Origin of the sequence: Thiospirochaeta perfilievii, from assembly GCF_008329945.1 — a bacterium.
Classification (GTDB): domain Bacteria; phylum Spirochaetota; class Spirochaetia; order DSM-2461; family DSM-2461; genus Thiospirochaeta; species Thiospirochaeta perfilievii.
In genome coordinates this window covers 3607187-3624141 of the sequence record NZ_CP035807.1, presented here as the reverse complement: position 1 = coordinate 3624141, position 16955 = coordinate 3607187, and the positions used below count along the sequence as shown (strand labels likewise).

Annotated in this window: 15 protein-coding genes; 10 read left to right on the top strand and 5 right to left on the bottom strand. The window is 30.6% G+C overall.

The genetic code is table 11. The annotated features are described in order from the left end of the window. Positions 1-9 precede the first annotated feature (9 nt). Positions 10-831 (top strand): TlpA family protein disulfide reductase, encoded by an 822-nt coding sequence (locus EW093_RS16795; protein ID WP_149569501.1) that lies wholly within the window; start codon positions 10-12, stop codon positions 829-831. Here the strand turns inward: EW093_RS16795 and EW093_RS16790 are convergent. From EW093_RS16790 to EW093_RS16780, 3 genes are read right to left on the bottom strand one after another with little or no spacing between them, the layout of a single operon-like run. Further along, a complete protein-coding gene (locus EW093_RS16790) occupies positions 803-1531 on the bottom strand; it encodes an amino acid ABC transporter ATP-binding protein (protein WP_149569500.1) in 729 nt (242 codons plus the stop codon). The genes EW093_RS16795 and EW093_RS16790 overlap by 29 nt on opposite strands. Next, positions 1524-2318, bottom strand: a complete 795-nt coding sequence (locus EW093_RS16785) for an amino acid ABC transporter permease (RefSeq protein WP_149569499.1) — start codon at positions 2316-2318, stop codon at positions 1524-1526. The genes EW093_RS16790 and EW093_RS16785 overlap by 8 nt, the downstream gene beginning before the upstream one ends. Further along, positions 2306-3052 carry a basic amino acid ABC transporter substrate-binding protein gene (locus tag EW093_RS16780; protein WP_149569498.1) on the bottom strand — a complete coding sequence of 249 codons (747 nt, stop codon included), beginning with the start codon at positions 3050-3052 and terminating at the stop codon, positions 2306-2308. Before EW093_RS16780 ends, EW093_RS16785 begins: the two co-directional genes overlap by 13 nt. A gap of 324 nt (positions 3053-3376) precedes the next feature. On the opposite strand from EW093_RS16780, the gene putP reads away from it, so the two are divergent. The 6 genes from putP (at position 3377) to EW093_RS16750 (ending at position 10484) form a co-directional block, all read left to right on the top strand. Further along, the gene (gene putP / locus EW093_RS16775) at positions 3377-4810 is read left to right on the top strand and encodes a sodium/proline symporter PutP (RefSeq protein ID WP_149569497.1); all 1434 of its coding nucleotides are present in this window, start codon (positions 3377-3379) and stop codon (positions 4808-4810) included. A gap of 149 nt (positions 4811-4959) precedes the next feature. Beyond that, complete coding sequence (gene ilvC, locus EW093_RS16770) at positions 4960-6426, top strand: ketol-acid reductoisomerase (protein WP_223111624.1); 1467 nt, start codon at positions 4960-4962, stop codon at positions 6424-6426. Positions 6427-6501: 75 nt separating this feature from the next. Then, positions 6502-7998, top strand: a complete 1497-nt coding sequence (locus tag EW093_RS16765) for a B12-binding domain-containing radical SAM protein (protein ID WP_149569495.1) — start codon at positions 6502-6504, stop codon at positions 7996-7998. A gap of 337 nt (positions 7999-8335) precedes the next feature. Then, entirely contained in the window at positions 8336-9160 is an 825-nt protein-coding gene (gene rlmA / locus EW093_RS16760; protein ID WP_149569494.1) for a 23S rRNA (guanine(745)-N(1))-methyltransferase, read from the top strand. A 1-nt stretch (position 9161) separates the two neighbouring features. Beyond that, on the top strand, positions 9162-9671 hold the full coding sequence (locus tag EW093_RS16755) for a DUF1643 domain-containing protein (protein WP_149569493.1): 510 nt from the start codon (positions 9162-9164) through the stop codon (positions 9669-9671). A 48-nt stretch (positions 9672-9719) separates the two neighbouring features. Then, positions 9720-10484 carry a tryptophan-rich sensory protein gene (locus EW093_RS16750; protein WP_149569492.1) on the top strand — a complete coding sequence of 255 codons (765 nt, stop codon included), beginning with the start codon at positions 9720-9722 and terminating at the stop codon, positions 10482-10484. A gap of 8 nt (positions 10485-10492) precedes the next feature. Here the strand turns inward: EW093_RS16750 and EW093_RS16745 are convergent, their stop codons facing one another. Beyond that, positions 10493-11683, bottom strand: coding sequence for an integron integrase (locus EW093_RS16745; RefSeq protein WP_223111623.1), 1191 nt, complete (start codon positions 11681-11683; stop codon positions 10493-10495). A gap of 260 nt (positions 11684-11943) precedes the next feature. Beyond that, on the bottom strand, positions 11944-12078 hold the full coding sequence (locus EW093_RS17915) for a hypothetical protein (RefSeq protein ID WP_281283449.1): 135 nt from the start codon (positions 12076-12078) through the stop codon (positions 11944-11946). A gap of 263 nt (positions 12079-12341) precedes the next feature. Here EW093_RS17915 and EW093_RS16740 point away from each other — a divergent pair, with 263 nt between their 5' ends. From EW093_RS16740 to EW093_RS16730, 3 genes are all read left to right on the top strand, one after another. Beyond that, positions 12342-12650: a type II toxin-antitoxin system RelE/ParE family toxin gene (locus tag EW093_RS16740; RefSeq protein WP_187759757.1), complete on the top strand. Its 309-nt coding sequence runs from the start codon at positions 12342-12344 to the stop codon at positions 12648-12650. A gap of 18 nt (positions 12651-12668) precedes the next feature. Then, positions 12669-13787 (top strand): helix-turn-helix domain-containing protein, encoded by a 1119-nt coding sequence (locus tag EW093_RS16735; protein ID WP_149569490.1) that lies wholly within the window; start codon positions 12669-12671, stop codon positions 13785-13787. Positions 13788-15177: 1390 nt separating this feature from the next. Next, complete coding sequence (locus EW093_RS16730) at positions 15178-16497, top strand: ATP-binding protein (RefSeq protein WP_149567813.1); 1320 nt, start codon at positions 15178-15180, stop codon at positions 16495-16497. Positions 16498-16955: the final 458 nt, after the last annotated feature.

The window sequence follows — 16955 nt, the reverse complement described above, 5'->3', positions numbered from 1 at the left end:
ATTTCTATTATGATAATAAATATTTTCAACCTATCAATTCCATTACTTCTACTAATTGGATTAATTTACCTAGTAATATTTAAATTATATATTTTCTTCACTATAAGTAATAAGGATATAAGAAAGGAGATTGGAACACTTTTAACCAATACTCTATTTTTAGGGTTTATTAGTTGGAAATTAACTCCAATATTTACTAATTACAAAACTGTCATACAAAACCCTTCTAGCTTACTATTCCTACAAGGTGGAGTACTAGGTGAGAAAGTTGCATTTATTGTTATAGCTTTATACATTGTAATACAGTTTATAAGAAATAAATTAAAATATAAATACTATGTTAGCCTATACATTCTATTGTGTTTTCTGTCTCTTCTAATTGTTAATAGTGTAGATGTAAATAAATTATCAATGGATTATATAGAATCCTTTGAGAAATTAACAATTTTAGATGAAGATTTTGAAGTTACACAGATAAATACAACAAAATCAAAAACAGTGATACTTAATTTTTGGGCGACATGGTGTCCTCCATGTAAGGCTGAGATACCTAGCCTTAATAAATTTTATAATGAGTATAAAAATAAAGTTGATTTTTATGGTATAAATATGTTACAAACTGAAAAAGATGACCCATCAATATTTATAGAGGATTATAATATAACTTTTCCTATTTATTATGATAAGGGGGTATTATCAGACTATTTTAAAATTGAGAGTATACCTACAACTATAATTATATATACTAAGAATAGTAAAACTTATATTTATAGGCATACTGGTGTCATTTCAGAGGATACTCTTATAAAATATGCTCTAAAAACCTTTTAGTTCTAAGTTCTTTAGGGTTATCAAAAATGTCACTAGGCTTACCAACCTCAACAACTTGACCCTCATCCATAAAAACAACTCTATCAGCAGCTGCCCTTGCAAAACCCATCTCATGGCTTACAACCATCATAGTCATACCATCCTTTGCAAGGCTTAACATAACATCTAAAACCTCTTTTACCATCTCTGGGTCTAAAGCAGATGTTGGCTCATCAAACAACATTACCTTTGGTTCCATAGCAAGAGCTCTAGCTATGGCAACCCTTTGTTTCTGTCCCCCTGATAATTGATTTGGCCATGCATTCTCTTTATCACTAAGACCTACTTTTTTAAGAAGCTCTCTAGCTTTATCTTTTGTAAGTTTTTTATCACTCTTTTTTACCAACTCTGGAGCTAGTGTAATATTATCTATAACTCTTAAATGGGGAAATAGGTTAAAATTTTGGAAAACCATACCAACTTCTTCCCTAATTTTCCTTATATCAGAGTTTACTCCAGTCACATGATCTTCATCTACCCAAATATCACCACTGGTAAGATTTTCTAACCGATTAACACTTCTTAATAGGGTGCTTTTCCCAGAACCAGATGGACCAATAATTAGAACCACTTCACCAGATTTAATTGTTAGATTAGCGTTTTGCAGTGCTTTTATTTCACCAAAATATTTACATGCATCCTTTATAGTAATTCTATTCATTGTTATTCATCCTCTCTTCCATAATAGCAACAACTCTAGATAAAATTAGTGTTATTATTAGATAAATTAGAGCTACTACAGCCATGGTTTCCAAGGACAAAAAAGTTCTAGATATATGCTCTCTTCCTCGTCTTAAAATATCCCTTAAGGCGATAACAGATACTAAAGAAGAGTCCTTTAACATAGCGATAAATTCATTTCCAATTGCAGGGATAATTATCTTCATTGTTTGAGGAATGATAATTCTTCTTAGAGCCTGACCTCTTGTTAAACCAAGGGCAATTGCTGCCTCCATCTGACCCTTAGGAATAGACTGAATCCCAGCACGAAAAATCTCTCCCATATAGGCACCATAACAGATTGATAATGCGATTATTGCAGCTAATGCACCATCAATTTTAAAAACCCTACCCAGGGCATAATAGATAAATATCAGTTGAACTAATAGGGGAATACCCCGGATAACTTCAACATAAACTCCCGCAATTAAGTTGAGTATATTATGTCTAGCTATCTGTCCTAAGCCTGTAAATAACCCAAATATAATAGAACCTAATATTGCAAAAATAGTAACTTGAAATGTCACAGGAATCCCTTTAGAAACTACTAAAAAGATCTCCTTGAAATCACCTTTTGCAAAAAAAACTAAATAGGTTATTAGAATTAATGCAACAGCAAGGGATACTCTCCATGAGTTAAATATTCCTCTATTTGACTTTGTAGGTATAAGAGTCCCATCTGTAACATCTATCCGGGGACTCTTAATATTTTTATCTATCGCAGCCATTTGTTAATTAATTCATCTCTTTTACCAGATGCTATTACTTTATCTAGAGCATCATTAAGAGTTTTTAATAATTCTTCGTTGTTTTTTTGAACTGCAATTCCAAAAAACTCTTCTGTAAATGGTTCTCCTACTATTTTAAGTTTCCCTTTAAAGGCGGGGTTATTCATTACATAATCAGCAGCAATTGGAGAGTCACAAACTACACCATCAACATTTCCATTTAATAGATCTTCAACTGCTAAACCTATATCGTCGTAGGCTCTTCTATCAATTGAAGATATCTCTTCAACAACAAAATCTCCAGTAGTTCCCTGTTGAGTCCCTACCTTCATACCAGCCATATCTTCTATCTTTTCAACTGATGTAGTCTCTACTCTAAGAAGTAATATCTGTCCTGCGTTTATGTATGGTGTAGTAAAATTCATAGCTTTTTGCCTCTCTTCTGTAATTGTTACAGATGAGATAATTCCATCATAGGCTCCATTTGCTAGACCAGCAAATATACCATCCCAGTTTGTATTTTTAACTTCATATTCAAACCCAGCTTCTTCTGCAACTGCAGCTATTAAGTCCATGTCAAAACCAACAATATCACCGGCTTCATCTACAAATTCCATTGGGGGCCATGTTGCATCACTAGCAAAAACTAACTTATCATTACCCTTCTTTTGACAACCTACAAATAGAAGTGATACTAATAATATTAGAAATACTCCTTTAATAATATTTTTCATTATTTACTCCTTTTAATTTCAAATTTATCTTATATCAATAAAAAACTAGAGTCAAATTATCCTATATATAGGGAACCTAACATATATGTAGCTCTTAGAAATGTTTTTCGTAATATTTAAAATGTTATAAATGATTTACCTTTATTATTTTAAATAAAAATCTATTTAACGGAAAATTAAGTTTTAAACCTACATTATTGTATGATTAATAATTGTGAAAAAAAATAAAAACATTGTGTTTTAGTGAATATTTATTCATTTTATTAGGTTGTAAATACTTTTTTAGCCTAGTAATATACATTTAAAATATGAAAAGGAGATAATATGTTAAATATTATACAGTTTGGAATTTATCTATGTCTTATGTTATTTATTGGGTATATTTCATTGAAAAATACAAAAAACAATAAGGATTTTATAATAGGAGGTAGATCTTTAGGACCATTTGTTACTTCTATAAGCGCTGGGGCCTCTGATATGTCTAGTTGGCTATTGTTAGGACTTCCAGGAGCTGTATATGCAAGTGGTCTTGTAGAAGGTGTCTGGATCTCCCTAGGTCTGACAATTGGAGCTTATCTAAATTGGTTATTAGTTGCAGGTAAACTAAGGGTCATTACTGAAAAATTAGACGCTGTAACTATACCTTCTTATCTATCTAATAGATTTGAGGATAGTCGTAATATTTTAAAGATTTTCTCAACAGTTGTAATAATGATATTTTTTACACTATATGTAGCATCAGGCTTAAAGGGGGGCACTCTACTATTTTCATATACATTTAACGCTTCAAAAAGTGTTGCTTTGATAATAACAACTCTTGTAGTTGTATCATATACATTTTTAGGTGGATATATGGCTGTTTGTTGGACAGATTTAATTCAAGGACTATTAATGTTAACAGCTCTAGTTTTTACAGTAATATTGGGTTTTAATTATATTACTAATAATACTGAACTTATAAAAAGTGTTAATACAAACGCCTTTACATTTAAAACTACAATAATAACTGGAGCTTCTCTTATGGCCTGGGGTTTTGGATACTTTGGTCAACCACATATTTTATCTAGGTTTATTGGAATAGATAGTGTTAAATCAGTACCAAAAGCTAGAAGAATTGGAGTTAGTTGGATGGTAATATCCCTAATATTCTCCATAACAATAGGTCTTATTGGTATAGGTTATAATGCTATAATCCCACTAGATGGTGTAGCAGAAAATTCAGAACGTATATTTTTAGCTCTAAGTACAGCTCTTTTCCATCCACTATTTTCTGGTTTTGTATTAGCTGCTGTCCTTGCAGCAGTAATGTCTACAGCAGACTCTCAACTCTTAGTTCTAACATCATCTTTAACTGAAGATATACCATTCTTTTCTAAAAGGGGTGAAAAGGAGAAGGCTTGGATTAGTCGTTTTGGTGTTTTAGGTTTTGCTCTAATTGCTTTTTTAATAGCTTTTAATGACAAAGGATCTATTTTATCTATGGTAGGTTATGCATGGGGTGGTTTTGGAGCAGCCTTTGGTCCCATAATTATTTTATCTCTTCTGTGGAAAAATACGACAAAGGCTGGAGCCATTACAGGAATATTAGTTGGAGCAGCTACAATTTTTATTGTAAAAAACTATATTAAAATTGATGGTGAGTACTTCTATGAGCTATTACCCGGGTTTATTCTCTCATTTATCTCTATAATTATTGTAAGTTTATTCACTAAAAAACCATCAAAAGATATGATTGAACTGGTTGAATATTTAAAATAGTAATATAAATACCGATTACAGGGATAAAAATAATCTAGTGTTGCATTAAGTGGAATCATGTCTTTCTAATATAGCACTAGGAAACAGGGTTTAATCTATTGAGTCACCATTTGAAGTATAATATTATATTCACATTAGGAGATTAAATTATGAATTATTTTAATACATTACCGTTAAGATTACAGTTAAATGAGTTAGGCCAATGCCGATTCATGGATAGATCAGAATTCAACGGAGTTGAAAAGCTTAAAGGCAAAAAAATTGTTATAGTAGGTTGTGGTGCTCAGGGTCTAAACCAGGGACTAAATCTTAGAGATAGTGGGTTAGATGTTTCATATACCCTAAGAGCAGCAGCAATAACAGAAAAGAGACAATCATTTTTAAATGCTAGTGAAAATGGTTTTAAAGTAGGAACATATGACCAAATGTTACCAACTGCTGATTTAGTTATTAACCTTACTCCAGATAAACAACACTCAAATGTTGTATCTGCAGTAATGCCTTTAATGAAAAAAGGGGCAACTCTAGCATATTCCCATGGTTTTAATATTGTAGAAGAGGGAATGCAAATAAGAGAAGACTTAACTGTTATTATGGTTGCACCTAAATCCCCTGGAACTGAGGTTAGAGAAGAGTATAAACGTGGTTTTGGTGTTCCTACACTAATTGCAGTACATAGAGAGAATGACCCTAATGGGGACGGATGGGATATTGCAAAAGCCTACGCTGCAGGAACAGGTGGAGATAGAGCAGGTTGTCTACAGTCATCTTTTGTAGCAGAAGTTAAATCAGATTTAATGGGTGAACAAACTATCCTTTGTGGTATGTTACAAGTTGGTTCCATCCTTTGTTATAATAAAATGATTGAAGAGGGAATGGATGAAGGTTACTCTTCTAAGTTTATTCAGTATGGTTGGGAAGCTATAACAGAAGGGTTAAAACATGGTGGTATTACTAACATGATGGATAGACTTTCGAACCCAGCTAAAATTAAAGCTTATGACTTATCTGTTGAGTTAAAGGAGATAATGAGGGATCTATTTAATAAACATATGGATGATATTATTAGTGGTCACTTCTCTAAAACTATGATGGAAGACTGGGCTAATGATGATGTTAACCTATTAGGGTGGAGAAAGGCTACAGGTGAGACTGCATTTGAAAAAGCAACATCTGGAGATATGGAGATAACTGAACAGGAGTTCTATGATAAAGGTATCCTAATGGTAGCAATGGTTAAAGCAGGAGTTGAATTAGCATTTGAAGCTATGACTAACTCCGGAATTATTGCAGAGTCTGCCTACTATGAATCACTACATGAAACTCCTCTTATTGCGAATACAATTGCAAGAAAGAAACTTTACGAAATGAATGTTGTAATATCTGATACAGCAGAGTATGGTTGTTATCTTTTTGCAAATGCTTGTGAACCTCTATTAGGTGACTTTATGAAAAAAATTGACCTATCTGTTATTGGTAAAGGTTTAGACAATAGAGATAATGGTGTAGATAATGTAAAATTAATTGAAGTAAATAAAGCTGTTAGAAATCATCCAGTTGAAATTGTTGGAGATAAGCTAAGAGGTTATATGACTGCAATGAAGTCAATACTTTAAATATTATACAGTACATGAATAAGCTACTAGGTTTAATCCTAGTAGCTTTTTTTTATCATTATTATATATTAAATTATGTTATTAATTTTCCCACCAGTGGCTAAAGCTTGTGAACCACCAGGTGGTTTACCAATATTAGGAGCCGTATTAAAAGCCCATAATGTTGATTATAAAATTGTTGATATGAACTACGAAGGACAGGAGTTCTTACTTGATATTTACTTTAAAGATAACCCTAAAAAAAGACATAATCGCGACCTAATTACCACATCAAAGGGGTATAAAAACTTCGATACCTATATAAAAGTAATCGCTGAACTGACTAGGGGATTAAACAATACTTTAGATAATAAAAGCACTATTACTATGGCTAACTTTTTAAGTAGTGATTATGACTCCCTAAAAAGTTTAGACCTTCTTAAGGCTGCTAAAAATTATAAGGACAATCCCTTTTATGAGTATTATAAAAATAGATTACCAAAACTGTTAGATAACTCTAACATTAAAAATATTGGGATTTCACTACAATATTTAAATCAGGCAGTTTGTACATTTTCATTAATAGGTTATCTAAAGGATAACTATCCACATATTAAAATAATTATAGGTGGAGGACTAATTACATCATGGGTAAAATCACCCTATTGGGATGATCCGTTTAATAGTGTAGTAGATGAAATCTTTATTGGTCCTGGGGAAGTTCAACTCTTAGAGTATCTAAATATTGAGCCAAATAGAGAAAAACTAATATCCTTAAAACCTGACTATGATTTCACAGATTTTTATAAATACTACTCCCCTGGTAGAATAATTCCAATAAGTGGCTCCCTAGGCTGTAGTTGGAAAAAGTGTACTTTTTGCCCGGAAAAGGCTGAAGATAACCCATTTATAGCAAAAAAAACCGCAAAAGTAATAGAAGAGATGGCATACTTAGCAAAAAGATACAAACCCACACTCTTCCACTTCTTAGACAATGAGATAAATCCATCTGTATTAAAAGCAATAACAGAGTCTAACAATAGTATTCCATGGTATGGATTTACTAAATTTTATTCAAACCTAAAGGATTTAGACTTTTGTAAAAAACTAAAAACAAAGGGCTGTTTTATGTTAAAACTTGGACTAGAGTCTGGGGATCAAAAAGTTTTAGATAGTATGAACAAAGGGATAGAACTCCAGGATGTAGTTATAATTCTTAAAAATCTTAAAGAGGCTGGAATTAAAACATTTATTTATATACTATTTGGAACTCCTGCTGAGGATTATAAATCTGCAATAAAGACAATGGATTTTTTAATTAAATTTCATAGTTATATTACATATTTAAATATGGCAATATTTAATCTACCAATTAACAGCGAAATATCAAGGCAGCAGGATACATATAATTTCTCAGATGCGGATCTAACACTATATTCTGGGTTTAACCATCCTAAGGGATGGAACAGAAAAAATATTAGAGATTTCTTAAAAAAAGAGTTGAAACAAAAAGAAAAGATTAAAGCTATACTTAATAGAACACCACCAATTTTTAATGCAAATCATGCATATTTCTTTAATGATTTAAAATGATAAATGGAGAGTTATTAAAACAACAATTAAGACATCTTATATTAGTTGGAACCATATCTTTTGTAACTTGTTCTATTTTTACTTATCTAATAACATATCAAAGCATTATTAGTAGTCCTTTTTTTAAAAACTAATGGTGGGTTAATATGTTTATTCATAGGAATAATAATCAAACATATATCAAATTAATTCTTTATTGATCTAACTTCTGGAATTTTATCAACAAAGGGTGAATTATTAACTCACTAAAACCTATAGATAAATTTCATATTACAGAGTATAAAGAACTATCCCTAAGGGGTAAAAAGAGTAAAGTTAATCTGTATGGAGTACATAGATGATAATTTATACATGCCCAGTCTGTAAAAAACCTTTACAGAAAATAGATACAACATTCAAATGCACCAACAATCATAGCTTTGATATAGCAAAAGAGGGTTATGTAAATTTAATGCCAATAAAAAGCAAAAAAACAAAGGATCCAGGGGATAATAGAAAAATGCTTTTATCAAGACGTGAATTTCTTGAATCAGGATATTATAAAAGACTTGCATTAAACTTATCAGATAAAATAAATAGTATATTGGAAAACATTACAGGTGCAAACATATTAGATTTAGGCTGTGGAGAAGGGTACTATGCCGGAATAATAGATAAAAACATCGTTAATAAACACAATACAATATATGGAGTAGATATCTCTAAGATCGCTGTTAAATATGGTTCAAAAAGATATAAAAATATACAATTTTGTACAGCAAGTGCTTTTGAATTACCTATAGCAGATAACTCTATCGATCTACTGTATAGAGTATATGCCCCATCATCCTTAACCGAGTTAAATAGAGTAATAAAAAAGGGTGGGTATCTAATAACAGTAACACCTGGGGAAAGGCATTTATATCAGTTAAGAGAGATAATATATAAGGAAGTCTTAAACCTTTCAAATAAATCAGATGAGTCAGAAAACTTTGAAAAGATATCTAGTGATAATCTTACCTATACAATGAAGATAACTGAAAAAAATATAGTTCGTAACCTTTTAGATATGACACCATTTGGATGGAAAATATCAGAAGATGCCTTAGAGTTTATGCTATCTAAATCTACATGGGAAATTGAGAGCGATTTTAAAATTGATATCTATAAGAAGGTAACTTAAAGTGGGAAATTGGATATATAATAATACCTTAAACAATAAAAGCCGGTATATCCTAGGAGAAAGAGGAAAAAACCCTTTAGTTTGTATTGGGGTTAACCCAAGTACTGCGACACCTTACAAACTTGATAATACACTGAGAGTTGTTAAAAGTAGAGCTCTCTCCTTAGGTTATGACTCCTGGATTATGATAAATCTTTATCCCCAGCGAGCAACAGACCCTAATAAATTACACAAAAACATAGACTTAAAAATCCACAGAGAAAATTTAAAAGCTATTTCAGAACTTCTTATGGGAAACTCCTATGATATTTGGGTTGCATGGGGTACCTTAATAGAAAAAAGAAAATATTTAAAAAGATGTTTATTTGATTTAAGTAAAATCTTAGAAGACAATAAGATCTATTCAATAGGAAAAATATCAAAAAAAGGTCATCCTCATCATCCTCTATACCTTAGAAATAATCTTCCAATAGAAAAGTTTAATATTTTAAACTATATAAAAAATATTTAGTTTAAATCCTTGCATGATAGGTTAAACTTAAAATAAAAGGAGATAAAAATGAAGAATAGTAAAATTTTATCAATTGTAAACCTTCTCTTATTTGTAGGAGTAATCTTAACTAATGCTTTAGCAAACATTTTACCAATAAACAATTATAATACAGGGGAGCTTTCAGATTTAATCCCTAACTTATTTGTTCCCGCTGGTATAACATTTTCCATCTGGGGTCTTATATATATACTACTTACAATTTTAGTATTCTCTAATATAGCTAGCTCCCTTAAGGACCCTAGTAAAAAACTTGTTCCTTTTAATATTTTATTGGGAATAAATTTTATATTAAATATACTTTGGATTTTATCATGGCATTATCGGCTAGTCCCATTATCCCTAATTATTATGATAGGATTGTTTTATACACTCTTTAAATTCGATAGACATTTAAAAAGTATGAATAAGAGCAAACTAAAAAAAATATTTTTTATTACAAACAGTGTATATTGGGGATGGATATCAATAGCAACAATTGCAAACTTTACCGCACTATTTGTCACATTAGGATGGGACGGATCTCCACTTAATGAAGTAGTTTGGACAATTATACTAATAATAATAGGTTTAATAATTACAACTTTAATGTTACTTCAATATAATAATATCCCATTTGCCCTAGTTGTAATATGGGCATATTTAGGCATATTTATTAAAAGAAGTTCAACTGAGCCATTATTCCAATCTATAATAGTCGTATCAATTTTTTCAATTGTTATTTTAGTGATTACCTCCATATATACACTTTTTAGAAGAAAGAAAAATATATAGACTTTTCATTATAACCTATCAAAAGGACTAATTACACCTAGTTTATTCTTGGTTGCAACATGGGTATAAATCATTGTTGTACTTATATCGTTGTGACCAAGGAGTTCCTGCACTGTACGAATATCATATCCGTTCTCTATTAGATGAGTTGCAAAACTGTGTCTTAGGGTATGAATTGATGCTACCTTTGGTACTAATGATCTTTTTAATGCATCTTTAAAAGATTTTTGTAGTGTACTTGGATATATATGATACCTACGAACTGTATTTGTTAAGGGATCTACTGATAACTTACTTGCAGGAAATACCCAAAACCATGACCACTCTTTCCCTGCATTTGGGAACTTTTTTTCAAGGGCCCCAGGCAGAATAACTCCATTGACCATATTATGTCTATCATCTAAATATAACTTTTTAATACTACTTATATGGTTTTGTAGATAAGTTGTCAAAAACCCAGGTAATAGAGTTTCACGATCCTTATCTCCCTTCCCAGATCTTACAATTATTATTGATCGACTAAAATCAATATCTTTAATTCTAAGGTTTAAGCACTCATTAAGTCTTAGACCTGCTCCATAGATCAATTGAACCATTAACAGTTTATTTTTCTCCATATGATTAAAAATTTCTTTTATTTCTGTTACTGTAAGTACAACTGGTAATTTCTTTTTTGCTTTTGACCGAACAACTGAGACTAGTTCGTTTATTTCAATATTTAATATAAATCTACAACTAAATAACAGAGCATTAAAAGCTTGTTGTTGTGTTGCTGCAGAAACATGTCTTCTTGACGCTAAGTATGATAAATACTGCTTTATATCATGCTCTTTTATGTGTATTGCTGGCTTCTTTCCTATATATTTTATAAAATCCTTAAGCCAATAGATATAAACTTTATTTGTATTTAATGACTTATGCTGAAGTGTTAATTCATTTTTAAGTCTTAATAGGATTTCATCCCATGTTGAATCATTTTTCTCTATTTTATTTGAATAATCCTTATAATATTTTATAGCCAATCTTGCTTGGGATATTTTCCAAGCTGGACTTGTAAGGTCCAATTTACTAAAAAATACATTATCATTAACGTTTTTATTTGTTGAGATAAAACTTATATATGAATCGATCCAATATTTAAAAAATACAATTTTATGATTTGGCACACCTTTTGATATTAAGAACTCTTCCATCTCCATTACTAGCCCCCCTTATTATTTACGTTTCCGCATAACAACTATAGTTAGTTTGTTTATATAGCTTCAATTAAATGTTATTTTTAATAGGCTTATGTTGATATTGTAATCATTTGCTAAAAAAGGATGTCAAAACTAGTTATATAATATGTTATACTTACTTAAATTTCATCGATATTTGAGTCATAATTCAAAGATATTATTAATATTTCGTATTTTATATGGAAAATCAGTAAAGCTGGGTATTAAAAACCCAGCGAAAACTACGATGGATTAGATCTTCTATGAGGTCTAACTGGTACTGTTTTTGGGCCAGGTTTCTTTCCTGGGCCAGGATAAGCTGGTGTAGAAGGCTTTGACCTTCTATGTGGTTTAACAGGTACTGTTTTATTCGCCATTTTATATGTCCTTTTAATTAAGCTTAACACAAATAACTCTTGAAGTAACACTAAAAGAACTGAAATAATTGACAGAAGAATTTTAAGCTGTTATTGTTAATTTGCAGATTAATAAACAGGCTTCATTCCATTATTTGTATGGGTGGAGCTTTTTTTTTACTCCATGAAAATAATATACACCTACAAATTAAAAACGTCAACTAAATTTAACCTAAAAGGTAATACGTGTTGACATATAGGTGTATTAATAGGAAAATTAAATTGTGAAATGTTATTTCTCTAATAAGAAACTTGAAAAATTGTATACAACAGGTAAAAGTAAAAAATATAAATTAAGTGAAGAAATTGTACGTGACTTTATATGGCTTGTTGGTATTATAGATGCGGCAAAAGATATATATGATTTCTGGGATCAACCTTCACTAAATTTTGAGAAATTACAGGGTTTTAAAAATAGGCACTCATTTAGGATTAATAGAAAATATCGTCTTGAAGTTGATATAGAGTGGGAAAATGATGATCAAACTATAGGAATTGTTGGTATTGATGAAGTCAGTAAACATTACCAATAATTATTAAGGAGACAAGATATGAATACAGTTAGTAATCTAAGACCATTTATTAATATAGGACCTGGTTATACTATAAAAAAATACCTTGAATCCAGAGGTTGGAATCAAGAAGATTTGGCACAAATAATTGATATATCACCAAAACAATTAAGTAAAATAATTAATGATAAAGCACATATAACTATAAAAGTGGCTAAATTATTAGCTGATGCCTTTAGTACTAGTGCTGAATTTTGGGTAAACCTCGATACACAATATAGATTAAAATTGGAACCTATTACAGACAAAGAGACAGCAACTCAAATAAAAGCTAAAATAAGAAAATTCATGCCTGTTTCAGAAATTAGAAAAAAAGGTTGGTTTTCTATAGATAATACTGCTTCTGGATATGAGTCATTGTATGAAAATATTTGGGATAAAAAGCCAAATGATATATCTATATATGAGAATTGTGAAAAAAAATATTGTGCTAGACAAAGCAAAACAAATGAAGAATTTACAAATTATTACTCTACGACTTGGCAAAGAATCGCTTTATTGAAGGCAAAAACTATAAATGTACCTAAGTATAATAAGGATAAATTACATAAAATTATTAAAAATTATACAAGTTATACTGTTTCCACTAATGGTATAAATGAAATTATAGCAGATTTAAATCAAGCAGGTATAAAATTTTTAGTTCTTTCACATTTAACTAAAACTTATTTAGATGGAGCTTGTTTTTACGATGAAGAAAATCCAGTAATTGTTTACACTTGTAGATATGATAGGATAGATAATTTTTGGTTCACTTTAGCTCATGAAATAGCACATGTGATAAAACATTTATCAAACTTTAAAGATAAGTACTTTTTAGATGATTTAACAAATAATGACTCTAATGATCAATTAGAAAAAGAAGCTGATGAAAAAGCTGAAGAATTACTCAGAGTGGAAGAAATAATTACTGAATCATTACAATATACTAAGTATTTTTCTGAAGAAAAATTAAATATAATCTCCAAAAAACTTAAAATTGAACAATCTGTAATTTTAGGAATTTTACAACACAAAGGGTATGTTGATTACCGAAAACTGAACAAATATAAGAAGAAAGTAAAAGATAAATTTCCTAGTGAAATTAATTTTGGATAATGTAGTAAGAAGTATAACAAACAATTGAACTGGATTTTTCTGTTTTCACACTATTTGCTGATCCACTTCGTGGGCAAATAATGCGCCAACACCTCTGCTTCGCTCCGGCCGAAAAACAAGTTAATTGGACGTTATGTAGGCACTTTTGCGACTCAATGTTAAATTGGGGTATAATCAGTTTCTAACTGGTAAAAAATTGAGATTTAAAAACATATTAAAAAATAAAAAAAGGAAAAATAGGGGACTGTAAGTCTAAACTTTTACCTTTGGTTATTTTAATAATTACATGATATGATCCGGTCAGGCAGGGTTCAGCCTAACGGCTTCAACAAAGTTTTACTTCGTCAGAAATCTTCTGAAATAGAGTCTATAGACCCCTTATTTCAAAACTGGGGGCGCTACATAACAAGCTATTCGAACAGATTTTACTGTTTTCACACTATTTGCAGAAAAAGCAAATAATGCGCCAACACCTCCGTTTCACTCCGGCCGTAAAACTGCTCAATAGGACGTTATGTAGGCACTTTTGCGACTCAATGTTAAATTGGGGTATAATCAGTTTCTAACTGGTAAAAAATTGAGATTTTAAAACATATTAAAAAATAAAAAAAGGAAAAATAGGGGACTGTAAGTCTAAACTTTTACCTTTGGTTATTTTAATAATTACATGATATGATCCGGTCAGCCAGGGTTCAGCCTAACGGCTTCAACAAAGTTTTACTTCGTCAGAATTCTTCTGAAATAGGGTTTATAGACCCCTTATTTCAGAACTGGGGGGCGCTACATAACAAACATTTGAACCAGTCCGATTCTTTGTCATGATTTTTGCTTTCAGCCATTCCAGGACTAATCGTCCCTCCATTCAAAAATCACGCCAACACTCCGTGACGAATCGGCAGGTTAAATGGATGTTATGTAGGCACTTTTGCGACTCAATGTTAAATTGGGGTATAATCAGATTCTAACTGGTAAAAATTTGAGATTTTAAAACATATTAAAAAAATAAAAAAAGGAAAAATAGGGGACTGTAAATCAAAACTTTTACCTTTGGTTATTTTAATAATTACATGATATGATCCGGTCAGGCAGGGTTCAGCCTAACGGCTTCAACAAAGTTTTACTCCGTCAGGAATCTTCTGAAATAGGGTTTATAGACCCCTTATTTCAAAACTGGGGGCGCTACATAACAAACATTTGAACCAGTCCGATTCTTTGTCATGATTTTTGCTTTCAGCCATTCCAGGACTAATCGTCCCTCCATTCAAAAATCACGCCAACACTCCGTGACGAATCGGCAGGTTAAATGGGCGTTATACAGACTCTAAACGCTCTCTTATAGTAATGACAGTTATCATAATGTGTGTTACAATTACTATAAGGGGTAAACTAAATGAAATTTTACGCTAGAGAAAAGGAATTACAGTTTCTTGAAAAACAATACACAACATTAGGTTCATCATCAAAAATGACTGTTCTTACTGGACGTCGTAGAATAGGGAAGACTTCATTAGCTACAAAATTTGCTAATAATAAGAAATCACTTTATTTATTTATATCAAAGAAATCAGAGAAGCTTCTTTGTAAAGAATTCGTTGCAACAATACAAGATAAACTAGATTATCCAGTGATTGGAGAAATATCTAACTTTAAAGATATATTCAAACTTTTATTAGAAATAGCTAAGAAAGAAGAAATTGTAATAATAATTGATGAGTTTCAAGAGTTCTATAACATTAATCCATCTGTATATTCTGATTTACAAAATTTATGGGACAGTTATAAGTTTGAATCAAAAATGCAAGTGATATTTATAGGATCAATATATTCATTAATGCATAAGATATTTCAAAATAGTAAAGAACCATTATTTGGTAGAGCTGATATGGTAGTATACTTAAAACCTTTTTCTCCAAAAACAATAAAACAAATATTGTTAGATAATAATAGCTTTACTACTGAAAATCTGTTCATAATATTTTTAATTACTGGTGGAATACCAAGATATATAGAAATACTAGTTAATGATAAAAAATGGTCTGAGAAATTAATAATTGATTATTATATTAGTGAAGATTCTCCATTTATTAATGAGGGTAAAACAATATTAATAGAAGAATTTGGAAAAGAATATGGAACTTATTTCTCTATACTAGAATTAATGTCGGAGGGTAGAACATCTCGTTCTGAAATAGAATCTATACTAGAAAAAAATATTGGTGGATATTTAGAAAAACTAGAAATAGATTATGACTTAATAAATAAAAATAAACCTGTAGGAGCGAAACCAACTGGAAAAGTTCAAAAGTATCACATAAAAGATAATTTTTTAAAATTTTGGTTTAGGTTTATACAAATAAATAGAACTGCAATAGAAAATTATAATTTTGAATATATAAAAAAATATTATGAAAAATATATACAGGTTTATAAAGGCCCATTATTAGAAAAGATGTATCAAGAGATCTTCAAAGAGAAATCTGAATTTAATATTATTGGAAATTATTGGGAACGTGGTAATCTTAATGAAATAGATTTAGTTGCTGTTAATGATCTTGATAAAAAAATTATAATTGGCGAAATAAAAATGAACCTTGATAAAGCTAAAATGAATGATCTAAAAAATAAATCTGTAAAATTATTAAAAAAATATAAAGACTATAGTGTAGAATATTTATTACTTGGAATGCAGAATTTAGATAAATATATATAGAGGGGCTGTATAACAAACACTTGGAGAAGAACGTTTCTTTGTCATCCTACTTGCTGTTCCACTTCGTGGGCAAGTAGGTTGCCAATCCTTCCGCTTCGCTCCAGGCTCGAAGCCGTCATCTCAAGTGGACGTTATGTAGGCACTTTTGCGACTCAATGTTAAATTGGGGTATAATCAGATTCTAACTGGTAAAAAATTGAGATTTTAAAACATATTAAAAAAATAAAAAAAGGAAAAAGAGGGGACTGTAAGTCTAAACTTTTACCTTTGGTTATTTTAATAATTACATGATATGATCCGGTCAGCCAGGGTTCAGCCTAACGGCTTCAACAAAGTTTTACTTCGTCAGAAATCTTCTGAAATAGAGTTTATAGACCCCTTATTTCAAAACTGGGGGCGCTACATAACAAACATTTGAACCAGTCCGATTCTTTGTCATGATTTTTGCTTTCAGCCAT